The organism is Corallococcus sp. AB030 (assembly GCF_003668965.1).
Lineage (GTDB): Bacteria > Myxococcota > Myxococcia > Myxococcales > Myxococcaceae > Corallococcus > Corallococcus exiguus.
Genome location: NZ_RAWQ01000170.1, coordinates 1 through 24,751, shown reverse-complemented (window position 1 = coordinate 24,751; position 24,751 = coordinate 1). Strand labels below are relative to the sequence as shown.

16 protein-coding genes are annotated in these 24,751 nt (G+C 71.2%); 11 read left to right on the top strand and 5 right to left on the bottom strand.

The annotated features are described in order from the left end of the window. The first annotated feature begins 46 nt into the window (after positions 1-46). Together D7Y15_RS31800 and D7Y15_RS31795 are read left to right on the top strand one after the other, a co-directional pair. Complete coding sequence (locus D7Y15_RS31800) at positions 47-1,171, top strand: amidinotransferase (protein ID WP_169827547.1); 1,125 nt, start codon at positions 47-49, stop codon at positions 1,169-1,171. Between the two features lie 69 nt (positions 1,172-1,240). Next, positions 1,241-10,003, top strand: a complete 8,763-nt coding sequence (locus D7Y15_RS31795; RefSeq protein WP_121754926.1) for a non-ribosomal peptide synthetase — start codon at positions 1,241-1,243, stop codon at positions 10,001-10,003. Positions 10,004-10,009: 6 nt separating this feature from the next. Here the strand turns inward: D7Y15_RS31795 and D7Y15_RS31790 are convergent, their stop codons facing one another. Further along, a complete protein-coding gene (locus D7Y15_RS31790) occupies positions 10,010-10,534 on the bottom strand; it encodes a hypothetical protein (protein WP_121754925.1) in 525 nt (174 codons plus the stop codon). Between the two features lie 139 nt (positions 10,535-10,673). Between D7Y15_RS31790 and D7Y15_RS31785 the strand changes: the two genes are divergently transcribed. Together D7Y15_RS31785 and D7Y15_RS31780 are read left to right on the top strand one after the other, a co-directional pair. Continuing rightward, on the top strand, positions 10,674-11,936 hold the full coding sequence (locus D7Y15_RS31785) for a Gfo/Idh/MocA family protein (RefSeq protein WP_121754924.1): 1,263 nt from the start codon (positions 10,674-10,676) through the stop codon (positions 11,934-11,936). Between the two features lie 433 nt (positions 11,937-12,369). Next, positions 12,370-13,434 (top strand): FadR/GntR family transcriptional regulator, encoded by a 1,065-nt coding sequence (locus tag D7Y15_RS31780; protein WP_121754923.1) that lies wholly within the window; start codon positions 12,370-12,372, stop codon positions 13,432-13,434. 35 nt (positions 13,435-13,469) lie between these two features. Here the strand turns inward: D7Y15_RS31780 and D7Y15_RS31775 are convergent, their stop codons facing one another. After that, positions 13,470-14,435 carry an AraC family transcriptional regulator gene (locus tag D7Y15_RS31775; protein WP_233597232.1) on the bottom strand — a complete coding sequence of 322 codons (966 nt, stop codon included), beginning with the start codon at positions 14,433-14,435 and terminating at the stop codon, positions 13,470-13,472. A 55-nt stretch (positions 14,436-14,490) separates the two neighbouring features. Here D7Y15_RS31775 and D7Y15_RS31770 point away from each other — a divergent pair, with 55 nt between their 5' ends. Both D7Y15_RS31770 and D7Y15_RS31765 read left to right on the top strand, forming a co-directional pair. After that, a complete protein-coding gene (locus D7Y15_RS31770) occupies positions 14,491-15,579 on the top strand; it encodes an alkene reductase (protein ID WP_120578989.1) in 1,089 nt (362 codons plus the stop codon). 20 nt (positions 15,580-15,599) lie between these two features. Then, complete coding sequence (locus D7Y15_RS31765) at positions 15,600-16,463, top strand: pirin family protein (RefSeq protein WP_121754922.1); 864 nt, start codon at positions 15,600-15,602, stop codon at positions 16,461-16,463. A gap of 21 nt (positions 16,464-16,484) precedes the next feature. Here the strand turns inward: D7Y15_RS31765 and D7Y15_RS31760 are convergent, their stop codons facing one another. Further along, the gene (locus tag D7Y15_RS31760; protein ID WP_120578987.1) at positions 16,485-16,859 is read right to left on the bottom strand and encodes a DUF962 domain-containing protein; all 375 of its coding nucleotides are present in this window, start codon (positions 16,857-16,859) and stop codon (positions 16,485-16,487) included. Between the two features lie 219 nt (positions 16,860-17,078). Between D7Y15_RS31760 and D7Y15_RS31755 the strand changes: the two genes are divergently transcribed. The 3 genes from D7Y15_RS31755 to D7Y15_RS31745 are packed head-to-tail and all read left to right on the top strand — an operon-like array spanning position 17,079 to position 19,583. Further along, the gene (locus D7Y15_RS31755; RefSeq protein WP_167547781.1) at positions 17,079-18,149 is read left to right on the top strand and encodes a hypothetical protein; all 1,071 of its coding nucleotides are present in this window, start codon (positions 17,079-17,081) and stop codon (positions 18,147-18,149) included. 5 nt (positions 18,150-18,154) lie between these two features. Then, positions 18,155-19,288 carry a hypothetical protein gene (locus D7Y15_RS31750; RefSeq protein ID WP_121754920.1) on the top strand — a complete coding sequence of 378 codons (1,134 nt, stop codon included), beginning with the start codon at positions 18,155-18,157 and terminating at the stop codon, positions 19,286-19,288. A 58-nt stretch (positions 19,289-19,346) separates the two neighbouring features. Beyond that, on the top strand, positions 19,347-19,583 hold the full coding sequence (locus tag D7Y15_RS31745) for a hypothetical protein (RefSeq protein WP_121754919.1): 237 nt from the start codon (positions 19,347-19,349) through the stop codon (positions 19,581-19,583). Here the strand turns inward: D7Y15_RS31745 and D7Y15_RS31740 are convergent. Continuing rightward, positions 19,564-20,334: a bifunctional 2-polyprenyl-6-hydroxyphenol methylase/3-demethylubiquinol 3-O-methyltransferase UbiG gene (locus tag D7Y15_RS31740; RefSeq protein ID WP_120578983.1), complete on the bottom strand. Its 771-nt coding sequence runs from the start codon at positions 20,332-20,334 to the stop codon at positions 19,564-19,566. The genes D7Y15_RS31745 and D7Y15_RS31740 overlap by 20 nt on opposite strands. Positions 20,335-20,562: 228 nt before the next feature. On the opposite strand from D7Y15_RS31740, the gene ptsP reads away from it, so the two are divergent. Then, positions 20,563-23,058, top strand: a complete 2,496-nt coding sequence (gene ptsP, locus D7Y15_RS31735; protein ID WP_121754918.1) for a phosphoenolpyruvate--protein phosphotransferase — start codon at positions 20,563-20,565, stop codon at positions 23,056-23,058. Next, positions 23,055-24,011 (top strand): 1-phosphofructokinase, encoded by a 957-nt coding sequence (gene pfkB, locus D7Y15_RS31730; protein ID WP_121754917.1) that lies wholly within the window; start codon positions 23,055-23,057, stop codon positions 24,009-24,011. Before ptsP ends, pfkB begins: the two co-directional genes overlap by 4 nt. 138 nt (positions 24,012-24,149) lie before the next feature. Here the strand turns inward: pfkB and D7Y15_RS31725 are convergent, their stop codons facing one another. Beyond that, positions 24,150-24,608: a thioesterase family protein gene (locus D7Y15_RS31725; RefSeq protein ID WP_121754927.1), complete on the bottom strand. Its 459-nt coding sequence runs from the start codon at positions 24,606-24,608 to the stop codon at positions 24,150-24,152. Between the last annotated feature and the right edge of the window lie 143 nt (positions 24,609-24,751).

Below are 24,751 nucleotides of genomic sequence, written 5' to 3'. Positions count from 1 at the left end.
CCTCATCCCCTGCCCTGACCCTCACCCCCCGCGGAGAAGACACGCCATGCAACGCACCAACCTCCAATTGGCCTCGCAGCACCCGTCGCTGGTCCCGCAGTCCCAGTCGCTTCCGGTGGTCTCCTCGCACACCGAATGGGATCCGCTCGAGGAGGTCATCGTCGGCGTCGCGGACGGCGCCACGGTGCCCTCGTGGCACGTGACCCTCAAGTCGACCATGCCCCGCAAGCACTGGGGCTTCTTCCAGGAGCACGGCGGCAAGCCCTTCCCCCAGGACATGGTGGACGCGGCCAACCGCGACCTGGACGAGTTCGCTCACATCCTGGAGGCCGAGGGCATCCGCGTCCGCCGCCCCGAGCGCGTCTCGCACACGAAGCCCTTCTCCACGCCGGACTGGCAGTCGCCGGGCGGCCTCTACACGGCCATGCCCCGGGACCTGCTGCTCGTCGTGGGCGACCAGCTCATCGAGACGCCCATGCCGTGGCGCTCCCGCTATTTCGAAGTACATCCCTACCGGAAGCTATTGAAAGAGTACTTCCAGGCGGGCGCGCGGTGGACCTCCGCGCCCAAGCCGCAGCTGACGGACGAGTCGTTCGACGACACCTGGGAGGTGCCGGGTGACGACGAGCCCATGCGCTACGCCCTCACGGAGTTCGAGCCGCTCTTCGACGCGGCGGACTTCGTGCGCTGCGGCCGGGACCTCTTCTACATCCGCAGCCACGTGACGAACGCGTTCGGCGTGGAGTGGCTGCGGCGGCACCTGGGCAGCGAGTACCGCATCCACGAGCTGAAGTGCCGGGACACCAAGCCCATGCACATCGACACGACGTTCATGCCGCTGGCGCCCGGCAAGCTGCTGGTGAACCCGGAGCGCGTGGACGAGCTGCCGCGGATGTTCAAGTCGTGGGACATCCTCCGCGCGCCGCCGCCCTGCGCCTCGGACGACCTCATCCTCTACTTCAGCGGCAAGTGGCTGAGCATGAACATCCTCATGCTCGATGAGCAGCGCCTCGTCGTGGACAAGAACGAGCACACGCTGATCCGCGCGTTCAAGGACTGGGGCTTCAAGCCCATCACCTGCAACTTCACGAACTTCTACCGGCTGGGAGGTTCGTTCCACTGCGCCACGCTCGACGTGCGCCGCCGTGGCGTCCTCCAGTCCTACTTCTGAGCCAAGGCTGCGCGCCCGCGCGCCGCATCCCCCCTTTCCGCCGACAACCCTCCCGAGGACCGCTCCAACATGTCGTCCACGCACCGCCGGCTCTCCGAATCCCCTTCCGAACAGCGTGAACCGCCGGCCCGAAACCTGGCGCGGGAGGACGCCCCCGCCGCGTCCTCCCGGGAGCTGGTGGCCTACGTCGTCCCTCGACAGGGCCAGACGGCGCCCACCGTCGAGGAGCTGCGCGGCTTCCTCAAGGAGCGGCTGCCGGAGTCGCTCATCCCCCAGGCGTGGATGCTGCTGGAGTCCCTGCCCCTCACCATCAACGGCAAGGTGGACCTGCGCGCGCTGCCCGCGCCCCTGCGCCCCCAGGCGGCGCAGGCCTTCCTGCCACCCCAGGGCGCGACGGAGGAGCTCATCGCCGGCACCTGGGCGAGCCTGCTGCGCGTGCCCCGCGTGGGACGGCACGACAACTTCTTCGAGCTGGGCGGCCACTCGCTCCTGGCCACCCAGGTGATGTCCCGCCTCAACTCCGCGCTGGGCACCGAGCTGCCGCTGCGCATCCTCTTCGAGTCGGCCACGGTGGAGGGGCTCGCGGCCCGCGTGGACAGCGCGCGCGCCGAGGCTTCGGGGGACGCCCTGCCGCCGCTGGTCCCCGCGCCGCGGGACGCGGCCCTGCCGCTGTCCTTCGCCCAGCAGCGGCTGTGGTTCCTCGACCAGCTGGAGCCCGGCCTCACCGCCTACAACGTCGCGGGCGCGGTGCGGCTGTTGGGGCCGCTGGACGTCCAGGCCATGGCGAAGAGCATGGAGGCGCTCGTGCAGCGCCACGAAACGCTGCGCACCACCTTCGCGCTGGTGGACGGACAGCCCGTGCAGCGGGTGCACCCCACGGTGGAGGTGCCGGTGCACGTGGAGGCCCTGTCCGGCGCCAGCGAGGACGCCGTTCGCCAGCGCGTGGAGGAGGAGGCGCGCAGGCCCTTCGACCTGGCCACGGGTCCGCTCCTGCGCGCGCGCCTGCTGGACCTGGGCGGCATGGAGCACGTGCTGCTCGTCACGATGCACCACATCATCTCCGACGGCTGGTCCATCAGCGTCTTCGTGCGCGAGCTGGCCGCCTTCTACGGCGCCTTCACCTCCGGGCAGCACGCGGCGCTCGCGCCCCTGGCCGTGCAGTACGGGGACTTCTCCGTGTGGCAGCGCCAGTGGATGCGCGGCGAGCGGCTGGACGCGCAGCTGTCGTACTGGAAGCAGCAGCTGTCCGGAGCGCCGCCCTCGCTGGAGCTGCCCACGGACCGGCCCCGCCCGGCCGCGCAGCGCTACCGGGGCGCACGCCACGCCTGGAAGCTGGGCAGGGCGCTGACGGACGCGCTCCAGCAGCTGTCGCGCCGCCAGGACGTGACCCTCTTCATGACGCTGCTGGCGGGCTTCAACGTGCTGTTGGGCCGCTACGCGCGCACGGAGGACGTCGTCATCGGCAGCGCCATCGCCAACCGCGGCCACGTGGAGACCGAAGGGCTCATCGGCTTCTTCGTCAACACGCTGGCCCTGCGCACGGACCTCTCCGGCGACCCGCGCTTCGTGGAGCTGCTGGGCCGCGTGCGCCAGACGACGCTGGGCGCCTACGCCCACCAGGACGTCCCCTTCGAAAAACTGGTGGAGGCGCTGCAACTGCCGCGCGACCTGAGCCGCCCGCCCCTCTTCCAGGTCATGTTCGCGCTGCAGAACATGCCCCCACCCCGCCTGGAGCTGGACGGCCTGACGCTGACGCCGGTGGACGTGGAGACGGGCTCCGCGCAGTTCGACCTGACCCTGAGCCTCACCGAGGACAAGGACGGCCTGGTCGCCTGGTTCGAGTACAACACCGACCTCTTCGAAGCGGCCACCGTCCAGCGGCTCGCGGGCCACTACCAGACGCTGCTGGAGGGCGCCGCGAGAGACCCGCGCCAGCGCCTCTCCCGGCTGCCGCTGCTCACCCCCGCGGAACACCAGCGCCAGCTGCTGGACTGGAACCGTACGGACGTGCCCTGGCGGCGCGACGAGTGCTTCCACCAGGTCTTCGAGGCCCAGGTGGACCGCACGCCGGACGCGCTCGCCGCCGTGTGTGAAGGCCGCTCCCTCACGTACCGGGAGCTGGACGCGCGGGCCAACCGGCTGGCGCACCACCTGCTGGCCTCGGGCGTGTCCACGGACCGCATCGTCGCGCTCTTCCTGGACCGGGAGCTGGAGTTCCTCATCGCCATGCTCGCCGTCTGGAAGGCGGGCGGGGCGTACGTGCCCATCGACCCGGCCCTGCCCCGGCACCGGCTGCGCTCCGTCGTGGAGCAGAGCCAGTGCGTGCTGCTGCTCACGGAGGAGCGCCACCTCGCGGACGCCCGGGACATCGCCTCCGGCCGCCCCGTGGCGCGGGTGACGGAGCTGCTGGAACAGGACGCCCCCTGGACGCGTCCGGACGTGCACGTGCCGCCGGAGGCGCTCGCGTACGTCATCTTCACGTCGGGCTCCACCGGCATGCCCAAGGGCGTGATGATTGAACACGTCGGCATGCTCAACCACCTGCGTGCGAAGCAGGACACGCTGGGCATCACCGCCCGGGACGTGGTGGCCGAAATCGCCACGCCCAGCTTCGACGTGTCGGTGTGGCAGTTCGTCTGCGCGCTGCTCGTGGGCGCGCGCACCGCCATCTTCAAGGACGAGTCCGCGTGGGAGCCCGTCCAGCTGCTGGCGAAGATGCGGGACGAACGGGTCACCGTCCTGGAGACGGTGCCCACGCACATGCGCATCATGCTGGAGGAGATGGAGGCCAACCCCGGCCGCTACGACCTCTCCGCCATGCGCTGGTTCATCGTGAACGGGGAGCCGCTCCTCCCGGAGCTGTGCGCGCGCTGGTTCAAGCTCTGGCCGGGCGTGCCCATGGTGAACGCCTACGGCGCCACGGAGGTCTCCGACGACAGCGCGCACTACCCCATGCGGTCCGCGCCCTCCATGCACTGGGCCAGCCTGCCCATCAACGGCACGCTGCCCAACCTCCAGGCGTACATCCTGGACACCTTCCTGCAGCCGGTGCCCATCGGCGTCGCGGGGGAGATGTACATCGGCGGCGTCGGCGTGGGGCGCGGCTACCTGGGGGACCCCCTCAAGACGGCCCGCTCGTTCGTGCCGGATCCGTTCGCCACGGAGCCCGGCCAGCGGCTGTACCGCACCGGAGACCTGGTGCGCTTCCTGGAGGACGGCAGCATCGAGGTGCTGGGCCGCATCGACCACCAGGTGAAGGTCCGCGGCTTCCGCATCGAGATTGGCGAAGTGGAGTCCGCGCTCGCCCAGCACCCGGACCTGCGGGACTCGGTCGTCATCGCTCGCGGGGACAAGGGGCACGCGAAGCGGCTGGTGGCCTACGCCGTCCTCAAGGAGGCGGAGGCCGTCACCCCGGCCGCGCTCGCGGAGTACCTGTCCAGCCGGCTGGCGGACTACATGGTGCCGTCCGCCTTCGTGCTGATGGACGCGCTGCCGCTCCTGCCCAACGGCAAGGTGGACCGCAACGCGCTCCCCGCGCCGGGAGAGGGTGACCTCGGGTCGCTCACCGCCTACGTGGCGCCCCGCACGCCGCTGGAGCAGCGGGTCGCGGACGTCTGGGCGGACCTGCTGGGCCTGCCCCGCGTCGGCGCGGAGGACAACTTCTTCGCGCTCGGCGGGCACTCGCTGGTGGCCATCCAGTCCAACGCGAAGCTGCGCGCCCTCACCGGCGTGGAGCTGTCCGTGCGCGACCTCTTCGAGGGCCAGACGGTGGCGCGCATCGCGCAGCGCATCGAAGCCTTGCAGAGCGTCCCCGCGGACGGTGCCGCGCCGGCGGTGGCGCTGCCGCCCCTGCGCAGGCTGGAGCCCCGGGCGCACTACCCGCTGGCCACGTACCAGTTCCCCGAGTGGTACATGCACGAGCTGGAGCCAGACAGCCCGTTCTACAACGTATGCATCGGCGACCTGGTGCTCACCGGCGACCTGGACCTGGACGCCTTCACCCGCGCCTGGCAGACGCTGGTGGACCGCCACGACATCTTCCGGCTGCACTTCGGCTACGTGGACGGCCAGCCCGTGCAGCGCGTCCGCCCACACGTGGCCGTCACCCGCGAGTCGCTGTACCTGGACCGGCGCGACGTCCCGGACGCGGACTTCCACGCGGAGGTGCAGCGGCTGGCGCGGCGGCACAGCGGAATGTCGCTCGACTTCGAGAACGGCCCGATGTTCCACGTGAAGCTCGCGCACTTCTCCGGCGGCCGCTTCCTCGTCCTCTTCCTCGTCCACCACATCATCTGGGACGAGACCTCCACCATGAACCTGGCGCGGGAGCTGAGCGAGCTCTACAACGCCTTCCGCGCGGCGCGCGCCCCGCGCCTGCCGGAGCTGCGGCTGGGCTACGTGGACTACGCCGCGTGGATCCACGACGCCGTGGCCTCTGGCGGCCTGGAGCCCCAGCGCCGCTACTGGCTCCAGAAGTTCGCCACGCTCCCGCCACCCCTGGAGTTGCCGCTCGACTTCCCGCGCCCCGCCTTCCAGACGTTCAACGGCGCGGAGGTCCACCGGGTCATCCCGAAGGAGCGGAGCGCCGCCATCGACGCCTTCGCCCGCCGGCACCACACCACGCTCAACATCGTCTTCCTCTCCGCGCTGCACGCGCAGCTGCACCGGCTGAGCGGACAGCGGGACTTCGTGGTGGGCACGCCCATCGCCAACCGCGACGACGAGCGCGTGGCGCCGCTCCTGGGCCTCTTCGCCACCGCGCTGCCCATGCGCTGCACCGTGCGGCCGGGCATGACCTTCCAGCACCTGTTGGAGGACACGCGCCAGACGGCGGCGGAGGCGTATGACCACCACGTCTACCCCAGCGTGCTGGCCATCCAGGAGCTGAACCCGGACACGGACCTGTCCCGCAACCGCCTCTTCTCCGTGATGTACGGGTTGCAGAACAACAAGCTGCGGCTCGCCGACGAGGTCCGCTTCGAAGGGCTCCAGCTGGAGTTCCTGCGCGGCATCGAGGTCGCCGAGAGCGAGACGTCCAAGTTCGACCTCACGTACATCGTGGACCATGTCGCCAGCGGCGTCATCGTCCGGCTCAACTACAACACCGACCTGTTCAAGGCCGCGACCGCGGAGCGGATGCTGGAGCAGTACCTCTCGCTCGTCGAACAGCTGGTGGCGGACCCCACCCGCGCGCTCGCGGACTACCGGATGCTGTCCACGACGTCGGAGCAGCGGCTGCTGCACGCGTTCAACGACACGGCGCTGCCCTTCGACGCGGACACCGGCGTGCACCGCCTGGTGGAAGCGCAGGTGGAGCGCACGCCGGACGCGGTGGCGCTCTCGTGGGAGGGCGGACACCTCACGTACCGGCAGCTGGACCGCGAGGCCAACCGCTGGGCCCACCACCTGCTGGCGCACGGCGTGGGCCCGGAGCACCGGGTCGGCGTGCGCCTGGAGCCGTCACCGGAGCTGGTGCTCGCGCTGCTGGCCGTGCTCAAGGCGGGCGCCGCGTACGTGCCCGTCAGCCCGGAGCATCCCGAGGAGCGCCAGGCACAGGTGCTGGACGCCGCCGGAGCCCGGCTGCTCATCACCTCGGGGCCGCTGGCCACAAGCCTCCAGCGCCCGGGGCTGACAGTGCTCTCCATGGACGCGGAGCGCGCCGCCGTGGCAGCCCGGCCCTCCACCGCACCGGAGGGCTCACCGGGTGGCCGGGCCCTGGCCTACGTGCTGTTCACGTCGGGCACCACGGGCGTGCCGAAGGGCATCGAAATCGAGCACCGGGGCATCGCCAACGTCGTCGCCTCCACCCAGCGGGACTACGCGCTGGACGCGAGCGACGCGGTGCTGCTGCTCACCTCGTTCACGTTCGACCCGTTCGTGCTGGACCTCTACTGGCCGCTGACCGTGGGCGCGCGCGTGGTGATTCCGCCGCACGCCGCGGCCCGCTCGCCCCAGCACCTGGCGGAGGTCGTGCGCCGCGAAGCCATCACCCTGTTCCAGTGCGTGCCCCTGATGCTGGGGGAGCTGGTGGACGCGCGGCGTGCCGGACGCATCCCGGAGCTGCCGTCGCTGCGGCGGGTCCTCTCCGGAGGCGCGTACCTGCCGCGCGAGCTGCGCGACGCGTTCCTCGCGACGTTCCCCACCCGCCTGGCGAACCACTACGGCCCCACGGAGGTCACCGTGGATGCCAGCCGCTTCGACTGCGCGCGGCCGGTGGAGGGCGACATCGTCCCGCTGGGCCGGCCCATCGCCAACACGCGCCTCTACCTGTTGGATGAAGCGCTGCGCCCCGTGCCCTTCGGCGTCACCGGCGAGCTGTACGTGAGCACGCCGGGACTCGCGCGAGGCTACCTGGGCGACCCGGCGCGCACCGCTCGCGCCTTCCTGCCGGACCCCTTCCACCAGGAGGCGGGCACGCGGATGTACCGCACCGGGGACCTGGGCCGGTACACCGAGGCGGGCGACGTCGAGTTCATCGGCCGCGTGGACAAGCAGGTGAAGGTCCGCGGCAACCGCGTGGAGCTGGAGGAGATTGAATCCCGGCTCGCCGCGCACCCGGCGGTGGCCGGCTGCATCGTGCGGCACGCGAAGAAGCCCGGCGGCGGCGATGGCCTGGTGGCCACCGTGGAGCTGCACGAGGCCGCGAGCACGCTCCAAGGGGAGGGCCTGCGCTACCGGATGTTCACGCTCGCCCAGCGCCCGGAGCTGAAGCGGGCCATGGACGACCTGCATGTGGGCGCGTGGCCGGACTTCTTCGCGGGGGACACCGTCCTGCGCGAGTTCTGGCCGCGGCTCGCGGAGGAGTTCGCCGCGCACCAGTTCGCGCTCGTCGACGAGGACGACGCGGTGGTGGCCGCCGGCAACGCGCTGCCCATCCGTTGGGACGGCACGCGCGAGGGCCTGCCCGCGGGCTGGGACGCGGGGCTGCGGCAGGGCTTCGAGGACGCGGCGCGCGGCGTGCCCGCCGACACGCTGATGATCCTCACCGGCGTGGTGGCCGAGGACGCCCTGGGCCGGGGGCTCGCCACGCTCATCCTGAGGGGCTTCAAGGCCCTGGCGCGCGCGCACGGGCTGGGCCGGGTGGTCGTCCCGGTGCGGCCCACCGGCAAGGCGTCGCGTCCCGACCTGTCCTTCGAACAGTGGTGCCACGCGCGCCGCGAGGACGGACAGCTCCAGGACCCATGGCTGCGCATCCACGAGCGCGTGGGCGGCCGGATGCTCCACGTGGAGTCGCGCTCGCAGTACATCCGCGCGGACCTGGCTTCGTGGGAACATTGGAGCGGCCAGCGGCTCACCGCGTCCGGCGAGTACGCGCTCCCGGGCACCATGCAGCCGGTGGCGGTGGACGTGGAGCGGGGCTTCGCCGAGTACCACGACCCGAGCGTGTGGATGGAGCACCCGCACGCGGAAGGCGAGCCCTCCGCCTGGCGACTCCTGGACGGCGCACGACTCCAGGACTTCCTCGCGAAGACGCTGCCGGACTACATGCTGCCGGAGCGCTACCAGTTCGTCTCGCGCCTGCGCCGCAATCTCAGCGGCAAGGTGGATGAGCGCGCCCTGCCCCCGGCCTTTGGTGACGAAGGGCCCGCCGCGCCGCCTGTCGCGCCCCAGACGCCGCTCCAGGAGCGGCTGGCGGAGCTCTGGAAGGACGTGCTGGGCCTGCCCAACGTGGGCATCCACGCGGACTTCTTCGAGTTGGGAGGGCACTCCATGCGCGCCCTCCAGCTGCTGGCGCGCATGACCGATCAGTTCGGCGTGACGCTGGGCCTGCGGCAACTGCTCAAGCACCGCACCATCCACCGCCTGGAGAAGCTCGTCGGCGAGGCCCTGGCCACCCGGGCCCCCACGCCAGACACAGCGCTGGCCCTGTCTCACGAAGCCTCCATCACGGCCGTGCCCGTGGTGGAAGCGGCCCCTGCGCTCTCCCCCGAGGGCCGGGGTGACGCCGTGGGCCACCACGGGGAGCTGCTCCAGGGCGTGTTCCGCGACGCGGACGGGCGCCTGCACCGGGGGCTGCTGTCGCTGCCCTGCGGCATGCTTCGCTCGGACGCGCGCTTCCAGCTCACGTCCGGCGCGGGGCTCACCGTGGAGCCCGCGTGGAAGACCAAGGCGGCCCGGGCCGCGGCGCTCACCCTGGAATGGGCGGGCGTGGAGCCGCGCGGCGCGCACCTGGTGGTGCACAGCAACATCCCCGTGGGCTGGGGGCTGGGCTCCTCCACGAGCGACGTGGTGGCCACCATCCGCGCCGTGTCCGCGGCGCTGGGCCGGCCGCTGACGCCGGAGGACACCGCGCGGCTGGCGGTGAAGGCGGAGACGGCGTCGGACTCCACCATCTTCGGCAACAGCGCGCTGATCTTCGGTCATCGCGAGGGCGTGGTGCTCCACCGCTTCAGCGGCGAGGTGCTCGACCTGCGGGTGGTGAGCATCAACCTGGACCCCGGCGGCAAGGGCGTCGACACCCTGGCCCACGCGCCCGCTCGCTACGACAGCGAGGAGATCGAGGAGTTCCAGCGCCTGCGCGCATCGCTGGAGCGGGCGCTCGCGACAGGGGACTACCGGCTGTTGGGCGAGGTGGCCACGGCCAGCGCGCGCATCAACCAGCGCTTCCTGCCCAAGCCCCACTTCGAGCTGCTGCTGGAGGTGATGGAGGCCTCCGGCGCGGTGGGACTCCAGGTGGCGCACAGCGGAACGGTGGCGGGGCTGCTCTTCGACCCGCGCACGTCCGACGTGGAGGCGCGGCTGTCGAAGTGCCAGGCGCTCCTCGCGGAGCGGGGCTTCCCCAGCACGTGGCGCTTCTCCAGCCACGACCGGAGCCGGCCCGCCTCCGCCTGACGCGTGCTACGCGGGAGGCCGGTGCGCGGCGGCATGGCCGCGCATCACCTCCTGGAAGAAGCGCCGTCCGACGAAGAAGCCGCCCAGCGGAGCACCGGACCAGAGCGCTCCAGTGGACGGGTCGAGGATCCACGGCGTGATGTCGATGCCCTCCGCGCCCGAGGCCCTGCGCAGCGGTCCCAGCCGCGCCCGGTCCTCGGGCGTGGGCGGACTGCCCAGCTCGAACACCTCGATGGACGCGTGCCGCGCTGGGGAGCGCGCCGCGCCAGCATCCAGGCAGCGCGAAGCCAGCGCCGTCACCTCTTCGCGCGTCAGGGCGAAGCGCCGCTCCGGGTCGCGCGCGCGGTCCACCATGCACGCCAGCTTCAGCCCGCGTGCGTCCCACCGGTGCACCACCACGTCCGCGGCGCCCGCCAGGGCCTGGGCTCCGTCGGGGGCGCCCCACACGAAGCCGCGCTCGGCGACGGCGCGGTGGGCGAAATAGGAAGCGAAGGACGCGGCATCACCGCGCTGTTCAGGAGAGGTCGTCATGTGAGGCAGCACACGCCGCCTCGATTCTGTTTCCAACAGCCCCCCACGTCGGCCGAGCGAAGCCCACCCCTCTCGTCCCATCCGACGCTTGGATTCCGGCCGCATCACGCACCGACACCAGGCCCCAGGAGGCCCGCGCATGATGGACGACGCATCCCGGCTGTGGACCCGCAGGCGCATGCTGGAGGCCACGGGGGGACTCCTCACCGCGAGCGCGTGGATGCCCCCGGTGCTCGCCGCCGCGCCGCAGGTGAAGCTGCCGGACACCTTCGCCAAGACGGAGCGCGAGCGTCCCGGTCCACCCAACCCACAGCCTGAATCCGAGCGCGTGGGCTGGGCCGTGGTGGGCCTGGGCCACCTGTCGCTCGAGGAAATCCTCCCCGCCTTCGGACAGATGAAGCGCGGCAGAGTGGTGGCGCTGGTGAGCGGCGACCGAGCGAAGGCGCAGGCCATCGCGAAGCAGTACGGCGTGCCGGACAAAGGCCTCTACGACTACAAGTCGTTTGATCAGCTCAAGGACAACCCAGAGGTGCAGGCCGTCTACATCGTCCTGCCCAACAGCATGCACGCGGAGTTCACCGTGCGCGCGGCGCAGGCGGGCAAGCACGTGTTCTGCGAGAAGCCCATGGCCAGCACCTCGGCCGAGTGCCAGCAGATGATCGACGCGTGCAAGAAGGCGGACCGCAAGCTGGGCATCGCCTACCGCCTCCAGTACGAGCCGCACCACCGCGCGGTCATCCAGATGGCACGCAACAAGGAACTGGGCACGCTCAAGCTCTTCACCGCGAACAACGGCCAGAACCAGGGCGAACCCAACCAGTGGCGCCACAAGAAGGCACTGGCGGGCGGCGGCGCGCTGCCGGACGTGGGCATCTATTGCCTCTCCGCCGCGCGCTACTTCAGCGGCGAGGAGCCCACGGAGGTGCAGGGCTTCAGCCAAAGCACGCCCAACGACCCGCGCTTCAAGGAGGTGGAGGAGTCCTTTGCCTTCCACCTGCGCTTCCCCTCCGGCTTCCAGGCGCACTGCACCAGCCACTACGGCGCGCACGAGACCAAGGACCTGCGGCTGATGGGCACGGACGGCTGGGCGTCCATGGACCCTGGCTTCGCCTACAGCGGACTGCGCCTGCGCGTGGGAATGAAGTCCAAGACGTTCCCCAAGGCAGATGACACGGTGGAGCGAAGCTTCAGCCAGCCGAGCCAGTTCGCCCGGGAGATGGACCACTTCTCTCGCTGCGTGCAGGAGAACACCGTCCCGCACACGCCGGGCGAGGAGGGCCTCGCGGACGTGCGCATCATCGAAGCGCTCTACCGCTCCGCGCAGGAGGGCAAGGTGGTGAAGCTGGAGGCCGCGAAGAAGCTGGATGCCTTCCGCGGTCCGCCGCCCAAAGAAGAAGGCTGAGCCCCATGCAGGCCACCAGTAGTCCGTGACCAGGCCCTGCGCCCCGAAGTTCTCCGCGAGGACGCACGCCTCACGGAACGCTGCGATGGGGTGCGTGCACGGACGGCAAGTCGGGAAACGGGCAGAGGCATCTGCCCGGGCACCGCTGCCTCAAAACCTGCCCGACTGTCGGACAGATTTCCGCGGCGTGGGGCCTGTGGCCGCGCTGGTTCGTTCGGCAGGGCGCGACGTCGTGCGTGCGCGAACGCCAACATGGGTCACGGATGGAGGCGCCCGCCCGGGGCCGGTTGCCTCAAAACCTGTCCGACAGTCGGACAGGTTTTTCTCCGACCGGGCCCGGAGGGTGCCCCCTGGCTGGCAATGAGAAGGGTGGGCTCGCACGTCCATGTCAGACCCCTGTGGTTGGATGGCGATGCTGGGACGAGGAGGGGGAGTGGGGATGGAACGGCGAGGACTCGTGGCCTATGTGGAGGCGCAAATCGAGCGCGATATCGCGCTGGGGCGTCTGCACCCGAGCGGACAATTCGGCTCCGAAGCGAAGCTGGCGCGCCGCTATGAGGTGTGTCGGGGCACCATCCGTGAGGCGCTGCGGCGGCTGGCGGCACGAGGCCTGGTGGTTCAGCGTCCCGGACGCAAGACGCGCGCGGTGGCGTTGGATGAGTCGCTGACGCTGGAGAATCTGGGGCTGGCGCTGCATGACGCGAGCAACCCGGATGCCCGGTGGCTGCTGGAGGGCTACTTCAGCCTCAAGCGTCAGGTGCTGGTGGAGCTTCTGGCCGACTGCTGCGCGAGGGCCTCGGACCTCGACTTGGACCGGCTGGGGAGCACGTGCTACCAGCTCCAGGACGCGGCGCGCTGGGAGTCGGGCGAAGTCTGCGCGTGGGCGGAATTCGAGTTGCTGCGGCATGCGGCGCGGGTGGCGGCGCGTCCCGGGCACGTCCTCCTCGTTCAGTCCCTGCAGCGGGCCTTCCTGGGAGGAGCCGCCCAACTGCTGCCGCTCATGGGCGGAGAGGCGCTGCGCGAGTGGGCCTTCCGCGTGATGGCGATTCTGAACGAGCGCGACGTGCAGGCACTTCAGCATGAGCTGCCAGCGCTGCTGAAGGTGCGCGATGAGCGCGTACTGAATGCCTTTGCCCCTGCTTCCCAGGAGAAGGCTTCACCTGAAGCCCACGTTCCCCCCGTGACATCAGCCACGCAGGACTCTGCGCCAAAGACACACCCCTGCACGGAAGAGCGTGACCCCGGCGCTCCTACGTCAGCCCCTGGGCAGAACGCGTCGCAGACACACCACTGCGTGGAGGAGCATCGATTCGACGACCTCGTGTCGACCGCGGAGCAGGACACGGCACCCGAGGACCGCCTCGTGAAGCCGAACAGCGGGCAACCACCGCCTCCAGCCGCTCCGGGATGCTCCACCTGCGAGTTCCGAGGGGAATGCACTGAGAAGAGCGTGGCCGATGCGGCCTTGGAAGACCCGTTCGACTGTCGGTCAGGTTGAGGCATCGCGCCTCCAACGGACCGCTCACTCCCTACTCACGCCCGGCGGTGGCTGCGCCGATACGCGCCGGGAGCGGTCCCGTCCCAACGCTTGAAGGCCCGGTTGAAGGACGCCTCGCTCTGGTAGCCGATGGCGGGAGCGACCTCGCTCAAAGGCAGCTCGCTTTCGCGCAGGAGCTGGGCGGCCTTGATCATCCGCCATCCCACCAGGTACTCCAGCGGCGGTTCCCCCACGAGCTCGCTGAAGCGCGCGGCGAACCCGGACCGCGACAGGGCTACGGCGGACGCGAGGCTCTCCACCGTCCAGGGCTCCTCGGGGCGCTCGTGGATGAGCGCGAGCGCCTTGCCAATCTGCGGATCCGCCAACGCCCGCAGCCCGCTCTCCCGGCACGACACCTCCGACTTCATGATGTGCGCCCGCAGAGCCTGCACCAGCAGGATGTCCGCGAGCCGGCTCATGATGACGGTGGCGCCCGGGTGCGACGACGCGCTCTCCGTCAGCAGCAACTGCACCGTGGACGCCAGTGACGGCGCCGTCGCCGCGTCGTCCGCGGCCAGGTGGATGACGCGGGGAAGCTCCTTGAAGAGGAGCGTGCGCGGCGCGACGCCCAGCTGGAACGACGCCGCGACCAGCGTCGTCCGCTCGCCGTCGCCCCCCAACCGGATGGAACCCTTTCCTCGGGCGTTCGCGCAGGCCCCATGCGCCAGGACATGAACGGGGCTGCCTTCCGCGTCGCGCAGCGTGTGCCCTCCGCCATGCGGCAGCACCGCCAGGTCTCCCGCGCACAGCACCAGGGCCCCCGGAACACCCTCCACCTCCAAACGGGCCCCGCCGCGCGCGACAAGGATGATGTGCGCACCCGGGGACGTCCCGAACTGGAGCCCCCACGGGGCGAACAGCTCGAAGCGGCCGTGCATCCGGGTGGACAGGCGCAGGGTGTCCAGGACGTCCGCCAGGACATCCGCCCCCTGAGCCTCCAGCGAGTCTGGACGATCGGTCAATTTATTTGGACTGGATGCCATGGCACGTCCATAGCGCCTGGAGCATTCAACGGCCATGGCAAATACACTCAAGCTCCTCTCCCCTCTCCGCCTGGGCCGGCTCGAACTGAAGAACCGGCTGGTGATGGCCCCCATGACCCGCAGCCGGGCGCTGGTGGACGGCAACGTCCCCAACCCGCTGGCGGTGACCTATTACGAGCAGCGGGCGTCCGCGGGCCTCATCGTCACCGAGGGCACCCAGGTCAGCCCCCAGGGCGTCGGGTACATCCGCACGCCGGGCATCCACTCGCCAGAGCAGGTGGCGGGCTGGAAGAAGGTGACGGACGCGGTCCACGCGGCGGGCGGGCTCATCTTCGCGCAGCTGTGGCACGTGGGGCGCGTCTCGCACCCGGACTTCCACGGGGGCGAATTGCCGGTGGCGCCCTCCGCGATTCCGGTTGAGCAGGAGGTCTTCACGTTCCAGGGCAAGAAGCGCGCGGTGACGCCCCGGGCCCTGGAGACGCATGAGATTCCCGGCGTCGTCGAGCAGTTCCGCCAGGCCGCTCGCAACGCGAAGGAGGCCGGCTTCGACGGCGCGGAGCTGCACGGCAGCAACGGCTACCTGTTGGACCAGTTCCTGCGGGACGGCTCCAACCAGCGCACGGACGCGTACGGCGGCAGCATCGAGAACCGGGCGCGCCTCCCGCTGGAGGCGGCGCGGGCGGTGGCGGAGGTGTTCGGCGCGGACCGCGTGGGCTACCGGCTCTTCCCGCAGAACTTCCCGTACACGGGCATGCACGACTCCACGCCCACGGAGACCTTCACGTATCTGGCCCGCGAGTTGGGCAAGCTGGGCCTGGGCTACCTGCACGTGACCGAGCTCGTCACGGGCCCCGCCGCTCCGGCGCCCGAGCAGCGCATCACTCCGGCGATCCGCAAGGCCTTCCCGGGCGTCATCATCGCCAACGGGGGCTACGACGCGCAGGCCGGTGAAGCGGTCATCGAGCGCGGCGAGGCGGACCTCGTGGCGTACGGCGTGCCGTTCCTCGCGAACCCGGACCTGCCGGAGCGCTTCCGCCGGTCCGCCCCGCTCAACACGCCGGACGCGTCGACCTTCTTCCAGGGCGAGGAGCAGGGCTTCACGAGCTACCCGGCGCTGAGCTGAACCGAAAGGAGGGAACCGTCATGAGCACGCAGCGAATGGATGTCCTGGAGCGAAGGCTGGCGCGGATCATCGACCTGCCCGAGCCCACACAGGGGCAGTTCGGGCCCGCGCACACGGTGGTGCCGGTCATCTCACCGGAGGACTACGCGCGGTCGGATCCGTTCATCCTGTTGATGGATGACCGCATCGACGGCAAGCCCATTGGCGGGCCGCATCCGCACGCGGGCTTCGAGACGGTGACCCTCGTGGTGAAGGGCGGGATGACCCACGACAGCGGCAGCCTGGGCGAAGGCGACGTGCAGTGGATGACGGCCGGCAGTGGCGTCATCCACGGCGAGGGCCTGGAGGGCGACCTGGGCCAGGCTCGCATCCTCCAGCTCTGGCTCACCCTGCCCAAGGCGCAGCGCTGGGTGCCCGCGGGCTACCAGGACCTGCCGTACGCGGAGCTTCCGGTGCGGCGCGAGCCGGGCGTGGAGGTGCGGCTGTACAGCGGCACGTCGGGGACGGTGCGGTCAGCGACGAAGAACTATGTGCCCGTCACGCTGGCGGAGCTCCAGTTGGAGCCGGGTGCGTCCATCGCGCAGGACCTGCCCGCTTCGTACAACGGCTTCTTCTACGTGCTGGAGGGTGAGGTCGCGGTGGGGCCGGACCGCCAGGCGCTGAAGCCCGGGCAGGTGGGCTGGCTGGACCGGCCGGTGTCGAGCGGAGACAGCACGGTCCACGTCACCGGGACGACGCGGGCGCGAGTGCTGCTGTACGCCGGTCAACCGCAGCGCGAGCCGCTGGTGAGCCACGGGCCGTTCATCGGGGACACCCAGGAGGACATCATGAGGTCCTTCGCGGGGTACCGCGCGGGCCGCTTCGGTCCTCCACCGCAGAGGTAGTGGACCGAGGCTTCGCGAACGTCAGCGGCTTTCGACGGGGGCCGGCGCCAGGGTGGCGGCGGCCGTCACGCCAGAGTTCGCGCGCTCCAGGTGCGGACCCAGCTGGCCCATCAGCATCAGCCCGGCCATGCGGAAGTCGGAGATGAACGACCAGAGCGGGTACTTGAAGGTCGCGGGGCGGTTGTGCTCGATCTTGAAGTGGCTGGCCCACGCGAAGCCGTAGGCGCACACCAGGGCGGCGGGAATCAGCGCGCCGCGTCCGGTGACGGCGGCGGTGATACCCAGGCCCACGCCCAGGCTGGTGCCGGCGAGGTGCAGCCAGCGTGTCGACGCATGCGAATGCTCGCGCAGGTAGAACGGCCAGAACTCGGCATAGGTCTGGATGCGGTCGGACATGAAGTGAAGTTGTGTCCAGCTGCCCGCCTCTCGTCAACCCATGCGGGCCACCTTCGTGCCTGCACCGACGCAACCCGGACGGGGCCGAGGGCAGGAGAGCAGCCAGGCGGTCCCCGACGCGGCCCGTCGTTTTCGGACGGACCGGGAACAATCCGGTGAGGACGGCCCTGACGGAGGGAGGCGCGAACCGCGCGTGTCGTGAAAGACTCGGGGGCGCGCATGAGTGACTGGACGCCCAAGCTGAACCCGACGGTGGACCTGCGGCGGCTCCCGCTGAACGCGGAGGAGGGCTTCGTGCTGTCGCGGCTGGATGGCCACACGCGCGAGAAGGACCTGCCCGCCCTGACAGGGTTCCCGCCAGACAAGCTGCGGGACATCCTCGCGAGGCTGGTGTCCCAGGGAGCGCTGCTGCCGGGCACGGAGGTCGCGAGTCCCGTGAACACGGTGCGACCGCCGGAAGCTCCGGCCCCGTTCACGGATCATCCCGCGCCGTCGCTCGACGCGAGCGACACGGAGCCGCTGCCGGAAGCGGAGTCCTCGGACGGCGCCGACGACGATGACGCCGGTGCCACGGACGACGTGCCGGAGACGGTGCAGGGCGACTACCGCAAGCTCTTCGAGACGCGGCTGCACGCGCTGCCGGAAGACCAGCGGGTGGCGCTCGCGCATGGGGCGGAGGACCCGGAGCTGTCCGCGCTGTGCTTCGACCCGGTGCCCGCCGTCATCAAGGCCGTGCTGGAGAACTCGCGAGTGGGCCTCGCGCACGCACGGCTCATCGCGAGGCACCACCGCAACCCCGTGGGCCTGGAGGCGCTGGTGGCCCGAGCCGCCTTCGCCGCGGACACAGGCGTGCGCCGCTTCCTCGTGCGCAACCCACAGCTGCCGGCCGCCCTCTTCCGCCGCCTGTGGGCGATGCGCCGCCTGATGGAGCACCACAAGCTCACGGTGGACCGGGACGTACCGGAGCAGACCCGCCGCACCGCGCGCGAGCTCCTGCGCCAGCGCTTCTCCACCGGCCCGTCCGAGGAGAAGGTGGAGCTCATCCTCAACACGGAAGGCCGGGCCCTGGGCGCGCTCGTGGGCATGCCGGTGGACGGCAAGACGACGTCGCTCTTGTGCGGACGCACGTACCGCTCGCCCATGCTGGTGCAGAACATCGCGCGCTGGAGCGCCGCGCCGCCCGCGCTCATCGCACACCTGCTCAAGCAGGAGCTGGTCCGCCGTCAGCCCCAGCTGCGCATGATGCTCGCGCGCCACCCCAACGCCCCCGCGGACGCGAAGCGCGCCTGAGCCTCATGCCCCACGCCGAAGCCAGGGTCGTCCGCGAGTTGAAGCACCACCTGCTCAAGCACGGGCTGCGCAGGTCGCGCGTCCTGCACCTGCTGGTGGATGCGCATCCTTCGTATGTCCGCAGCCCGTTCGCCCGGGAGCTGGAGCCCATGACGCGGCTCACGCTGGAGGGCACCCGGCCGGACATCCTGTGCAGCGTGGCGCGGCCCGAGGGCGTCCTCGTCACGGGCATCGAGGTGAAGGCCTCTGAAAGGGATTGGGTCCAGGGCCTGGGCCTGGCGCACAGCTACCGCGCGGGCGTCCATCACGCGTACCTCGCGCTGCCGGCCTCCGCCGCCGACCTCCGCGCCCCCACCCTGGCGCAGGCGCGGAGCATCGGGGTCGGCATCCTCGCCCGGGACGCGAAGCACTGGGTAGAGGTCATTCCCCCCGCGGACCCCACCCCACTGCCTCGCGCCGTCAGCCAGGCCTCGTCGCTGCTCGAAGGCGTCCCCGCCGCGCGCAGCCTCCAGCTCAACCATCCCCTCAACTACCTCGCGGCCGCGTTCCTCGCGGACCGGGGTGCTCCTTCCGGAGCGCTGCTGAAGTCGCTCGCCGCGCACTGGAAGGACCTGGGGAGCGACAGCTCCCGGCGCCACGCGGCCACGGGCGCCAACACGCTCGGGCTGCTGGACCTGGACTGGAAGCCCACGCTCGAAGGCCGCACCGTGGCGGACCTCCTGTCCGCGCTCCAGTTCGACCCCGACACCCGCTACGACAAGCGCAAGCGCCTGCTGGACGTGCACGCGGCCTTCGCCGCCGTGGCGCGCTTCGTCCTCATCCGGCAGCCCGCGGTGCGCCTCATCCACCGGACCCTCACGGACCACGGCGGAAGCCTCACGCTGCCGGAGCTGGCCGTGGCGGCGGGCCATGACGACCCGGCGCTGGCGACAGCCCTCTTCCTCGCGGACCCCTCCGGAACGCTGAAGCCCGGGCTGCGGGGGCCGGACATCAACCCGTCCACCGTCTTCAAACTCAAACAGAACCTCTGGCACGCGGGCCTGCTCGACACCAAGGCCCACGGCACCGCCGGAAAGGACGCCCGCGCCTACCGGCCCGCTGAAGACATCTGGGCCCTGCCTCGCGACAAGGCCTCTTGACTACAACTGTAGCCATGGCATACCGCTCCTGACTACAACTGTCGTCACGAGGGATGCCATGGACAGGTCGTCAGCTCCGCCCCAGGAGTCGAAGCCGCTCCCGTCGTTCGCCCGGGAAGGGCTGGGCTGGCTGTTGGCCCTGCACCTCCTGCTCGCGTTGATGCCGTCCCTGCACCTGATGGAGACGCTGCAAGCCGGGGCACACAAGGCCCGCGTGTGGTGGAAGGTCGCGGACACCGTGCGCCGTCACGGGGCGCCGCTCCTCCCTGTCATGCTCAGGGCTTCCGCGCGGTGATGAGCGGCTGGTTGAAGCCCGTCTCCTCCGGCGTGTACCAGCGCGGATCCACCAGGCCCGCACGGGTGAGCGCCTGCTCCAGCTCCACGGGTTGCAGCAGGCGGTAGACGCCGGTGTGCTCGGTGGTGTGCCAGATGCCGGACTCCTGGCGCAGGATGAACTGGCGCACCGTGTACTGCCTTTCATCCACCGCCCAATCCCAGACCTGGAACAGCACACGGCGGCCCAGCGGCGTGTCCAGCACGCGCTCCGCCGTGAAGCGCGGCCGCTTCTCCAGCAGCGCCGAGTGGTCGCGCAGACTCGCCACCAGCAGACCTCCAGGCACCAGGCGTGACGCCATCGCGGTCGCGGCGTCGTCCAGGTCCGAGTCCTCCAACAGGTGCGCCATCGCGTTGTCGCACGACATCACCACGTGGAAGGTGCCCGGCACCTGCCAGTCCAGCATCCGCATGTCCGCCACGCCGGTGGTGATGCTCACGTGCATGGCGCGCGCTTCCCGCTCCGCGCGCGCCACCGCGGAGGGACTCAGGTCCGTGGCGTGCACGGAATAGCCCCGCGCCGCCAACCCCAGCGCCTGCGTGCCGATGCCGCACGCGCAGTCCAGCACCCGGCGCGGCGGCGGCGCCCCCGAGCGGCGCAGGAGCGCGTCCAGCACCGCGCCCTGCCGGTCCACCGACTGCTCCCAGTCCGCGAAGAGCAGGTGGTACTCCTCGGCCAGCCCTTCGTAGAAGTCCAGGACGCTGTCAGACATGACGGCTTCCTCCTTTAACACCCCCATGCGGGCCGTCACGCGCACGGACGCCGGACGTCGCCTGTCCGTCATGTCGGAGCCAGGTTGGGGCCGGGAGGTCTTCTCCTCCGGGGGTTGTTACCCGGAAGACGGGGCTCGGGAGGCCCGCGCGGGCGGGGGCGGACACCGGGCAGGATGCACCGTCATTCCCCGCGTGAAGCTCGCGCGCACCCGAGGCAAGGAGCACCGATGCTGTCGTTGACGCCGTCACAGGTCCGCCTGGGATGGTCCGCCACGAACAAGGCGGAGGCCATCCGCCTGGTCGGACAGGTGATGGTGGAGTCCGGCTTCATCTCGCCCGACTACGTCGACAGCATGCTCAAGCGCGAGCAGGTGTCCGCCACGTTCCTCGGCCACGGCATCGCCATTCCGCACGGCCTGCCGGAGGCGCGCCACCTCGTGCGCCAGACGGGCGTCGTCGTGGTGCAGTTCCCCGCCGGAGTCGTCTGGAGCGAGGACGGCCATGCGCACCTCGTGGTGGGCATCGCCGCGAGGTCCGACGAGCACCTCCAGGTGCTCGCCAACCTCACCGGCGTGCTGGACGACGAGGCCCGGGCCGTGGCCCTGGCCTCCACCCTGGACGCGGCCGCCATCATCGAGGCGCTCCAAGGCCCCGTCGCTCCGCTGGAGCAGCCAGCGGCTCCCGTGTTCGAGGGCCTCTCGCTCCAGGTCCTGTCCCCGTCACCGCACGGCCTGCACGCGCGTCCCGCCACCATGGTGGTGGAGGTGGTGCGCCGCTTCCATGCGGACGTCACCGTCCACCACGAGGGGCGGCAGGCGAACGCCCGCAGCCTCCTGTCGTTGCTGCGCCTGGGCGCCCGGGGCGGCTCGACGCTGACGCTCACCTCGGCGGGGGACGACGCGGCGGCGGTGCTCCTCGCCTTGCAGGAGGCCTTCGACGTCGGCCTGGGCGAGGGCCCGCTCGCCGCTCGCGCGCTGGCACCGGAGCCCGTGCCCTCCGCCGTGCTCGACTACGAGGGGACGCTGGTCGCGGGCCTGTCCGCGTCGCCGGGCATCACGGCCGGGCCCGTGTGGGCCTTCCAACGCGAACGGCTGGAGGTGGAGGAGCGGGCCGCCGACGCCGCGCGGGAACACCAGTTGCTGGAGGCGGCCCTGGCCGGAGCGGCGGCGGAGCTGCGCCAGCTGCACGAAGGCTTCCTCCAGAAGGCCGGAGCGCAGCGGGCCGCCATCTTCAAGGCGCACCTGGAGCTGCTCGACGACCCGGAGATGCTGAGCGAGTCGCACGGCCTCATCGACACCGGCCTGAGCGCGGGCGAGTCCTGGCGCCGCGTCTTCGAGAACCGCGCGGAGGCGCTGGCCGCTCTGGAGGAACCGGTGCTGGCCGCGCGGGCCGCCGACCTGCGGGACGTGGGCCGGCGCGTGCTGCGGCCCCTGGCCCGGGTGCTGGAGGGCGAGCCCACCTTCCCGGAGCATCCGGTGGTGCTGCTGGCGGAGGACCTGGCGCCGTCTGACACCGCGAAGCTGGACCCCGCCATGGTGCTGGGCCTGTGCACGGCGGGCGGCGGCACCACGTCGCACACGGCCATCATCGCGCGCTCGTTGGACCTGCCGGCGGTGGTGGCGGTGGGGCCGTCGGTGCTGGACCTGCGCAACGGGCAACACTGCATCCTGGACGGCGACGCGGGCGTGCTCGTCGTGGGCCCTTCGGCGCGGGACCGGGCCAGGGCCGCGCACCAGCGCGAGCGGATCCGCGCACGGCGCGAGGCGGAGAAGCTGGAGCGCTACCGGCCCGCCATCACGCTCGACGGAAGGCGCGTGGAGGTGGCCGCGAACATCAGCGAGGCCGCGGACGCGGGCAAGGCCGTGAACGCGGGCGGCGAGGGCGTGGGCCTGATGCGCACGGAGTTCCTCTTCCTCGACCGTGACGAACCGCCCGGAGAGGAGGAGCAGCTCCACGCGTATCTCACGATGGTGCGCGCGCTGAACGGCCTGCCGCTCATCCTGCGCACGCTGGACATCGGCGGGGACAAGCACGTGCCCTACCTGTCGCTGCCAGCGGAGTCGAATCCGTTCCTGGGCATCCGCGGCATCCGGCTGTGCTTCGAACGGGAGGACCTGTTCCGCACACAGCTGCGCGCCATCCTGCGCGCGTCGATGGAGGGCCCGGTCCGCATCATGTATCCCATGGTGGCGATGCCCGAGGAGCTGGCGAAGGCGCGCGCCATCACCGAGTCCGTGCGCCGCGAAGTGGGCGCGGCTCCAGTGGAGACGGGCATCATGGTGGAAGTGCCTTCGGCGGTGATGATGGCGGAGCAACTGGCGCGGGACGTGTCGTTCTTCTCCATCGGGACCAACGACCTGACGCAGTACCTGCTGGCCATGGACCGGCAGCACCCGGTGCTCGCGTCCCAGGCGGACGGCCTGCACCCGGCGGTGTTGCGCATGGTGGACCTCACGGTGAAGGCGGCGAAGAAGGCGGGCATCTGGGTGGGCGCGTGCGGCGGCATCGCGGGAGACCCGTCCGGCGCGGTGGTGCTGTCCGGCCTGGGTGTCACGGAGTTGAGCGTGGCCATCCCCAGCATCCCGGCGGTGAAGGCGCTGCTGCGGGGCATCTCCATGGCGGACGCGGAAGACGTGGCCCGGGCCGCGCTGGAGTGCGGCAACGCCGCCGAGGTGCGGGGGCTGGTGCGCGGCCTGCTGGCCCGGAAGGGAGCGAAGGCGTGAGGCCGACGAAGCCGGGCGTGGTGACGGTCACGTTGAACGCGGCCATCGACCAGACGCTGGAGTGTCCGGGGTTCACGGCGGGCGCGGTGAACCGCGTGGTGGCGGAGACGCGAACACCGGGAGGCAAGGGCATCAACGTGGCGGCGTTCCTCGCGGGAGGCACGAGGCCGGTGACGGCCACGGGCTTCCTGGGCGAGGACTCGGTGCCGTTGTTCGAGACGCTGTTCCGCGAGCGAGGCATCCAGGACCGCTGCCTCCGGCTGCCGGGCTCCAGCCGCGTGAACATCAAGGTCGTGGACCGCACGAGCGGCGCGGTGACGGACCTCAACCTGCCGGGCCTGCGCGTGCCGGAGGAGGCATTGGCCGCGCTGCTGGAGACGCTGGATGCGCTCGCGGAGGACAACGGCTGCTTCGTGCTGTCCGGCAGCGTGCCCGCGGGAGTGCCCGCGTCCATCTACGCCACGCTGACGGAGCGCCTGCGAGCGAAGGGCGCGGTGGTGGCGGTGGACACGAGCGGAGCACCGCTGCGCCACGCGGTGGCCGCGAAGCCGGACTTCGTGAAGCCGAACGCGCGCGAACTGGAAGAACTGGTCGAACGCCCCCTGAGGAACGCTGGCGAAATCGCTCGAGCCGCACGCGAGCTGCACGCGACAGGCATCGGGTTGGTGGTGGTGTCGCTGGGAGCGGACGGCGCCCTGTTCGTGTCGGACGACGGCGCGTGGCGGGCCCTGCCGCCGCCCGTAGAGGTGGCGAGCACCGTGGGCGCGGGCGACGCGCTGGTCGCGGGAGTGCTGGCGGCGAGGCTGGAAGGCCACGACCTGGAGACCTGCGCCCGGAGGAGCACGGCCTTCGCGGCGGGGAAGCTCGCGAAGGTGGGCCCGGTGCCACCCGCACCCGAGCGCGTGGCGGAGCTGCTCTGCGCGGTGCGGATGCACCCGCTGGGCACGGGCTGATCAACAGCCGCGAGGCCGGTGCACCCGGAAGGTGGTGCCCGCTTCCTCGGTGGACACCCCGACCACCGCACCGCCGTGCGCGCGGAAGGTCACGCTGTTGGACTCGGGGACGGGCCCGACGACCGCCCCTCCGCACGCTCAGTCCAACCGTCCCTCCAGCTTCTCGATGGCCGCTCGCACCGCTGGTGGAACCGGGACCTTCTCATGCGTGGCGTAGCGCAGCGTCACGACGATGGAACCGCCGCGCGTGTAGAGCACCCCGTCGTTCGCGCCCGCCACCACGTGCTCGAAGGTGATGGAGGAATTGCCCACGCGCGTGACGCGCGCGCCCGCCACCAGGTTCACCGGGAACACCACCGGCTTGAGGTAGTCCGCGTGCGTGTTCGCCAGGATGGGCCCCACCCCGTCCGCGGTCGTCGTGTCCGCGCCCGCGGCGGACGGCCCCACCAATCCAACGCGAGCCATGTACGCGATGCGCGCGGACTCGAACCAGGTGAACGTGCGGGCGTTGTTGACGTGCCCGTACGCGTCCATCTCGCTCCAGTGCACGGGGAAGGGCACGACGACGGGGAAGTCCTTCAGGGCGGCGCTCGACATGGCCCCCAGGGTCGCAGGGACCATCCCGCCAGGGAACGGAAACCACGCCTGCCTGCCCTCCAGGAGTCCCGTACAGGCATGCTAAGCCAGGGGTCCATGGCTCTCCGGTCCACGCTGGCGCCGCCCGCCGCCCCGTCCCCTTC

Coding starts and splice junctions, on each gene's coding strand:
- D7Y15_RS31800 (WP_169827547.1), top strand. CDS start 47: ATGCAACGCACCAACCTCCAATTGGCCTCGCAGCACCCGTCGCTGGTC.
- D7Y15_RS31795 (WP_121754926.1), top strand. CDS start 1,241: ATGTCGTCCACGCACCGCCGGCTCTCCGAATCCCCTTCCGAACAGCGT.
- D7Y15_RS31790 (WP_121754925.1), bottom strand. CDS start 10,534: ATGACGACCTCTCCTGAACAGCGCGGTGATGCCGCGTCCTTCGCTTCC.
- D7Y15_RS31785 (WP_121754924.1), top strand. CDS start 10,674: ATGATGGACGACGCATCCCGGCTGTGGACCCGCAGGCGCATGCTGGAG.
- D7Y15_RS31770 (WP_120578989.1), top strand. CDS start 14,491: ATGGCAAATACACTCAAGCTCCTCTCCCCTCTCCGCCTGGGCCGGCTC.
- D7Y15_RS31765 (WP_121754922.1), top strand. CDS start 15,600: ATGAGCACGCAGCGAATGGATGTCCTGGAGCGAAGGCTGGCGCGGATC.
- D7Y15_RS31760 (WP_120578987.1), bottom strand. CDS start 16,859: ATGTCCGACCGCATCCAGACCTATGCCGAGTTCTGGCCGTTCTACCTG.
- D7Y15_RS31755 (WP_167547781.1), top strand. CDS start 17,079: ATGAGTGACTGGACGCCCAAGCTGAACCCGACGGTGGACCTGCGGCGG.
- D7Y15_RS31750 (WP_121754920.1), top strand. CDS start 18,155: ATGCCCCACGCCGAAGCCAGGGTCGTCCGCGAGTTGAAGCACCACCTG.
- D7Y15_RS31745 (WP_121754919.1), top strand. CDS start 19,347: ATGGACAGGTCGTCAGCTCCGCCCCAGGAGTCGAAGCCGCTCCCGTCG.
- D7Y15_RS31740 (WP_120578983.1), bottom strand. CDS start 20,334: ATGTCTGACAGCGTCCTGGACTTCTACGAAGGGCTGGCCGAGGAGTAC.
- ptsP (WP_121754918.1), top strand. CDS start 20,563: ATGCTGTCGTTGACGCCGTCACAGGTCCGCCTGGGATGGTCCGCCACG.
- D7Y15_RS31725 (WP_121754927.1), bottom strand. CDS start 24,608: ATGTCGAGCGCCGCCCTGAAGGACTTCCCCGTCGTCGTGCCCTTCCCC.